General features: G+C 74.7%; 9 protein-coding genes. 5 read left to right on the top strand and 4 right to left on the bottom strand.

The features are described 5' to 3' along the window. From AB0G02_RS27385 to AB0G02_RS27400, 4 genes are all read right to left on the bottom strand, one after another. On the bottom strand, positions 1–753 hold a 753-nt coding region (locus tag AB0G02_RS27385; protein WP_360799094.1), incomplete at its 3' end, for an alpha/beta fold hydrolase. A gap of 83 nt (positions 754–836) precedes the next feature. Next, the gene (locus tag AB0G02_RS27390; protein ID WP_360799097.1) at positions 837–1,034 is read right to left on the bottom strand and encodes a hypothetical protein; all 198 of its coding nucleotides are present in this window, start codon (positions 1,032–1,034) and stop codon (positions 837–839) included. Next, entirely contained in the window at positions 1,031–2,392 is a 1,362-nt protein-coding gene (locus AB0G02_RS27395; RefSeq protein WP_360799100.1) for a HAMP domain-containing sensor histidine kinase, read from the bottom strand. The genes AB0G02_RS27390 and AB0G02_RS27395 overlap by 4 nt, the downstream gene beginning before the upstream one ends. Then, the gene (locus AB0G02_RS27400; RefSeq protein ID WP_360799103.1) at positions 2,392–3,069 is read right to left on the bottom strand and encodes a response regulator transcription factor; all 678 of its coding nucleotides are present in this window, start codon (positions 3,067–3,069) and stop codon (positions 2,392–2,394) included. Before AB0G02_RS27400 ends, AB0G02_RS27395 begins: the two co-directional genes overlap by 1 nt. A 210-nt stretch (positions 3,070–3,279) precedes the next feature. On the opposite strand from AB0G02_RS27400, the gene AB0G02_RS27405 reads away from it, so the two are divergent. The 5 genes from AB0G02_RS27405 to AB0G02_RS27425 form a co-directional block, all read left to right on the top strand. After that, entirely contained in the window at positions 3,280–3,471 is a 192-nt protein-coding gene (locus AB0G02_RS27405; RefSeq protein ID WP_360799105.1) for a hypothetical protein, read from the top strand. Between the two features lie 230 nt (positions 3,472–3,701). Beyond that, the gene (locus AB0G02_RS27410) at positions 3,702–3,983 is read left to right on the top strand and encodes a metal-sensitive transcriptional regulator (protein ID WP_360799108.1); all 282 of its coding nucleotides are present in this window, start codon (positions 3,702–3,704) and stop codon (positions 3,981–3,983) included. Between the two features lie 28 nt (positions 3,984–4,011). Next, the gene (locus AB0G02_RS27415) at positions 4,012–4,218 is read left to right on the top strand and encodes a heavy-metal-associated domain-containing protein (RefSeq protein ID WP_360799111.1); all 207 of its coding nucleotides are present in this window, start codon (positions 4,012–4,014) and stop codon (positions 4,216–4,218) included. 86 nt (positions 4,219–4,304) lie between these two features. Further along, a complete protein-coding gene (locus AB0G02_RS27420) occupies positions 4,305–5,042 on the top strand; it encodes an enoyl-CoA hydratase-related protein (RefSeq protein WP_360799114.1) in 738 nt (245 codons plus the stop codon). Further along, positions 5,039–5,314, top strand: a 276-nt coding sequence (locus AB0G02_RS27425; RefSeq protein ID WP_360799117.1) for an aminotransferase class III-fold pyridoxal phosphate-dependent enzyme, incomplete at its 3' end; no start/stop codon positions are given. The genes AB0G02_RS27420 and AB0G02_RS27425, both read left to right, overlap by 4 nt.

Raw genomic sequence — 5,314 nt, forward strand, 5'->3', positions numbered from 1 at the left:
CACGCGGTCGTTGTGGTCGGCCCCGGTGACCTCGACCGCCCGCGCGCCCGCCGCCGTCGCCACCGCGCGGCTCTGCCCGGGTGGTACGACCGTGTCGGCCGTGCCGTAGACGACGGTGACGGGTGCGTCGACGTGCGCCACGTGCCGCTGCACGGGGAACTCGTCCAGCAGCAGCCACCGGACCGGCAGGAACGGGTAGTGGTGCGCGCCGACCGAGGCGAGGTCCGTGAACGGCGAGCGCAGGACCAGCCCGGCGGGCGGGTGCTCGGTGGCGAGCTCCGCCACGACCGCCGCGCCGAGGCTCTCCCCGAAGTACAGCAGCCGCCCGGGTGGCACCCCGGCGTCCCGCACGAGGAACTCGCGGGCCGCGCGCACGTCCAGCGCCAGGCCGGCCTCGGTCGGGTCGCCGGGGTTGCCGCCGTAGCCGCGGTAGTCCAGCAGCAGCACGGACAGGCCGCGCGCGGTGAGCGCACGGGCGAGCGGGACGCGCAGGTGGCGGTTCCCGGCGTTGCCGGGCGCGACGAGCACGGTGGCGCGCGCCGGGTCGACCGGGAAGTGCCAGGCCGTCAGCCGCAGGCCGTCGCCGGTGGTCAGGGTGACGTCCCGCCCGCCGGCCACCACCTCGCCCGCCGCCGGCAGCGGCCCGCCGGACGGCAGGAAGACGAGCTTGCGCTGGAACGCGAAGGCGCCACCGAACACCACGGCCACGATGATGACGACCGTCGAGACCCCGGACAACACCCGCCTGCGCACAGCCCCATCATGCGTGCCGCCGGGTGTGGACAGCGGCGTGGCGGTGGTGGTCCGGCTGGTCCGGGGTCGTGCTCCCGGTCGCCTCAGCCCGGGGTGGTCGGTGGGGCGGCCGTCGTGGTGGACGAGGCGGAGGTCGAGGTCGTCGGGTCGGGGCGCTGGGTCAGGGTCGGCGTCGGCACCGGGTTCGCGGTGGACGTGACCAGCGGCTGCGGTTCGTCCTGGGTCGTCACGCCGCACGCGCCGACCAGCGACAACGCGACCAGCAGGCACGCGATCCTCATCGTCCGGCCTCCGGGATCTCCACCACGAACCGGGCGCCGCCGCCCGGCCGGTCCTCCACGCGCACCGTGCCGCCGTGCCGCTGCACGTGCTGCGCCACCAGCGCCAGGCCGAGGCCGCTGCCGGTGTCCGCGCCGCGCCGGCCCGCCCGCGCACCCCGGTCGAAGCGGTCGAAGATGCGGTCGCGCAGCTCGGGCGGGACGCCCGGCCCGGCGTCGTCCACCTCGATCCTGGCCACGCCGTCCCGGGAGAGCACCCCGATGCGCACGACGCCGCCCGCGTGCCGCTCGGCGTTGTCGAGCAGGTTGACGACCGCCCGGTCCAGGCGGCGGCGGTCACCGAGCACCTCCGGCGGCGGCGACGCGGTGTCCAGCGGGACCGGCCCGCCCGGACGGGCCGCGACGACGTTGATCACCAGCGAGACCAGGTCGATGGTCTCCAGCTCCGGGTCGTCGGCCTGCTGGTCGGCGCGCGAGATCTCCAGCAGGTCCACCACCATCCGCGCGAACCGGTCCACTTCGGACGTCAGCAGGTCGAGCGCCTTGCCCGCCGTGCCGGGCACCTCGACGCGACGGCGGCGCAGCACCTCGGCGGCGTTGACCATGGTCGTCAACGGCGACCGCAGCTCGTGGCTGACGTCGCCGGCGAACCGCGCGTCCCGCCGCACGCGCTGCTCCAGCGCGTCGGCGGTCGCGTTGAACGTGGTGGCCAGCGAGGTCAAATCCGGATCGGTCTGGGTGGGCAGACGGGCACCCAGGTCACCGCCCGCGATCCGGGAGGCGGCCCTGGTCAGCGCGGTCAACGGGCGCAGCGCCCGCCGGCTCGCCCACGAGCCCAGCGCCACCCCCAGCAGGCCGCTGACCACCGTCACGGCCACCAGCAGGGCGCTGAGGAACCGGAACGTCCGGTCCAGCTGCACGAGCGGCGCCAGCTCGACGTAGGCGCCCTCGGTCGACTCGATCGGCAGCGTCACGGCCAGCACCGGGATGCCGTCCGCGACGAGCCGCTGCGCGGCGGGCGTGCCCGCGCGGCCCAGGTCGACCAGCCGCCGGGGCAGCGCCTGCGCGTCCACCTGCCGCCCGCTGGTGAGCACCTGGCCGCCGTGGAACAGCAGGATGGTGGAGTCCGGGCCGGTGGTGAGGCCGGTCAGCAGCCCGGTCAGGCCGTCGGAGCCCGCGCTCAGCGCCGCGTCGACCAGCCGCACGTTGACCTCGGCCTGCCGCACCGCGCTCTGCTCGCGCTGGCGCAGCATGTAGCCGGAGGTCAGGTTCCAGACCGCCACCGCGACGGCGCTGGTCAGCAGCACCGAGCCCAACCCCATCACCAGCGCGACGCGCCAGCGCAGCGAGAACCGGGGCATCACGTGTCCATCCGGTAACCCGCCCCGCGCACGGTCACGACCAGGGTCGGCTCGTCCGGGTTCTCCTCCACCTTGCGGCGCAGCCGGCGGATGTGCACGTCCAGCAGCCGGGTGTCACCGAAGTAGTCGTAGCCCCACACGCGTTGCAGCAGCTGCTCGCGGGTGACGATCCGGCCGCCCGCCGACGCCAGCTCCACCAGCAGGCGGAACTCCGTCCGGGTCACGTGCACCTCGCTGCCGCGGCGCTGCACGGTGCCCGCGTCGGGCCGGATCTCCAGGTCCCCGACGCGGATCACCTCCTCGTGCCGCCCGCCGCCGCGCCTGCGCAGCAACGCCCGGATCCGCGCCGCCAGCACGCTCGCCACCAGCGGTTTCGTCACGTAGTCGTCCGCGCCCGCCTCCAACCCGGCGATCACGTCGGTGGCGTCGGGGCGCGCGGGCTCGACGGTGATCGGCAGGTCGCCGCGCGCCCTCAGGGTGCGGCACACCTCCAGCCCGTCGACGCCGGGCAGCATCAGGTCCAGCAGCACCACGTCGAACGTGGTGGTCTCCAGCAGGTCGAGCGCTTCCTCGCCCGACATCGCGTCGCTGACGGCGAAGCCCTCGTCGGCCAGGGCGAGCCCGAGCGCCTGCCGGATGTGCTCGTCGTCCTCGACCAGCAGTACGGACAAGTCCATGGCCCCGGATCCTCGCGTTGGGTGGGCACCAGACTGCCCGACGCCGCCCACGCCCGCCGGGATCGCAAGCTGATCGCAAGGTTCGACGGGCCCGTTCCGGGTCACAGTGGTGCCCGGCAGCACGAGAATTCCGGGTGCACGACCAGGCGCCGGTCGCGAGGAGGCGGCCGGCCCCTGCCCCGCACCCGACGAGGAAGTCGACACCCCCCTGTGACCGCCATCCCCGGTGACCACGACGAATCCGCGCTCGTGCTGATCTGCGACCACTGCGGACGTGCCCACCACCGGTCCGACGAGGCCGCGACCACGTGGAAACCGCTGTGGGAGCAGGCCGTCGCCGCCGGGTGGCACGGCCGGGACCGCCCGGTCGGCCCCCACTTCTGCTTCCGCTGCGCCGGCTGAGCCGACCCCGCCTGCACCGCCCGACCTCGGCCCCGCCCGTCCTCTTGGGACGACGCGCCGGGCGCACGCCGCTGCCCGGCGACCAATACAGTACGGGGGTAGGGTGCACCCATGACCTGCCCGTCGGTGACGGCGGTCACCCGGCCTGACGTCCGAGTTGACTCAGGTACCCCCTGGGGGTATGAATATCCCTGACGGGAACGCGACGGGTGGCCGAAGGGAGTCCGGAGATGCCGGGTTACACCGCGGACAAGGATGCCGTCCTCAAGCGCCTGCGCCGGGTCGAGGGGCAGGTCCGCGGGTTGCAGCGGATGGTCGCGGACGACGAGTACTGCATCGACGTCCTGACCCAGATCGCCGCGGCGACCAAGGCACTGCAGGCGGTCTCCCTGGGGCTGCTCGACGAGCACCTGAAGCACTGCGTCGCCGACGCCCTCACGCAGGGTGGCGAAGGCGCCGACGCCAAGGTCCGCGAGGCGAGCGAGGCGATCGCGCGCCTGGTGCGGTCCTGAACCGGAAACGACGAACGAGGAGCACCCGATGGCCGAGTCCACTTACACCGTCACCGGCATGACGTGCAGCCACTGCGTGGCGTCCGTGACCGAGGAGGTCACCAAGATTGGCGGCGTGACCGGTGTGGCCGTCGACCTGCCGACCGGCGCGGTCAAGGTGACCAGCGACGAGCCGGTCGCGGAGGCGGACGTGCGGGCGGCCGTCGAAGAGGCGGGCTACGCGCTCGCCGGCTGACGCCGCGAGACGACGGCGCGTGGAGAACGCGCGGAACGACAGCACGACAACGGCATGACCGCGGCACCCCCGGTGGTAACCGGTGGGTGCCGGGTCGAGCCGGCCTGGTGTGGACCGAGCTGCCCGCGCTGGTGGCGGCGCTCGACGCGGACGAGGACCTGCGGGCGGTCGTCCTGCGCGGCGCGGGGGAGTGCTTCAGCGGCGGGTTGGACCTGCGCTGGTACCTGCCGCACTACCGCAGGCTCGCCCGCCGGGCCGACCTGCCCGCGAGGCTGCTGGCCGAGGCGACCGCGATGCAGGACGCGCTGGGCGCGGTCAACCGCAGCAGGCTCGCGTGGGTCGCCGCCGTCCACGGGCCGTGCGTCGGCGCGGGGCTCGACCTCGCCTCGGCGTGCGACATCCGGCTCGCGTCGGCCGTGGCGTCGTTCTCGCTGCGCGAGGTGCGGCTGGGCATCGTGGCCGACCTGGGCGCCCTCCAGCGGCTGCCCCACGTCATCGGTACGGCCGCCACCAGGGAACTGGCCCTCACCGGCCGCGACGTCGACGCCGCCGAGGCGCTGGCGCTGCGGCTGGTGACCAGGGTCGCCCACGACGCCGACGCGCTGTGGGAGGACGCCCGCGCCACCGCCTGGCAGATCGCCGGGCACCCGCCCGCCGCGGTCGCCGGCATCAAGGCCGTGCTCGACCGCACCAGGGACCTGCCCGTGGCCGACGGACTGCGGCACGTCGCGCTGTGGAACGCCGCGTTCCTGCCGGGCCCGCAGCTGCCCGACCTGCTCGCCGCCGCACTCAAGTCATCCCACCGACCAGGAGGAAACCCATGAGCCAGCCCACCGCGCTGTGGTTCAGCGCCCTGACCCGGTCCACCTCGGCGGACGAGGTGCGCGGCCGGGCGCTGGTGTCCGGCTGGGGCTGCCACGTCACCGACGCGCGGGGCCGCGAGTACCTGGACGCGCGCTCGGCGCTGTGGAACGCGAGCCTCGGGTACGACAACCGGGCCGTCACCGAGGCCGTCGCCCGCCAGCTCGCGGCGCTGCCCGTCGCGCAGTCCGTCCGGCACGACCAGCCCGCCGAGATCACGCTGCGCTACGCGGAG

The organism is Actinosynnema sp. NPDC023658 (assembly GCF_040639995.1).
In the GTDB taxonomy this organism is placed as follows: Bacteria; Actinomycetota; Actinomycetes; order Mycobacteriales; family Pseudonocardiaceae; genus Actinosynnema.

What these genes read in the sequence shown, in the direction of transcription:
- AB0G02_RS27390 (WP_360799097.1), bottom strand. Translation starts at nt 1,034, where the DNA reads ATGAGGATCGCGTGCCTGCTGGTCGCGTTGTCGCTGGTCGGCGCGTGC.
- AB0G02_RS27395 (WP_360799100.1), bottom strand. Translation starts at nt 2,392, where the DNA reads ATGCCCCGGTTCTCGCTGCGCTGGCGCGTCGCGCTGGTGATGGGGTTG.
- AB0G02_RS27400 (WP_360799103.1), bottom strand. Translation starts at nt 3,069, where the DNA reads ATGGACTTGTCCGTACTGCTGGTCGAGGACGACGAGCACATCCGGCAG.
- AB0G02_RS27410 (WP_360799108.1), top strand. Translation starts at nt 3,702, where the DNA reads ATGCCGGGTTACACCGCGGACAAGGATGCCGTCCTCAAGCGCCTGCGC.
- AB0G02_RS27415 (WP_360799111.1), top strand. Translation starts at nt 4,012, where the DNA reads ATGGCCGAGTCCACTTACACCGTCACCGGCATGACGTGCAGCCACTGC.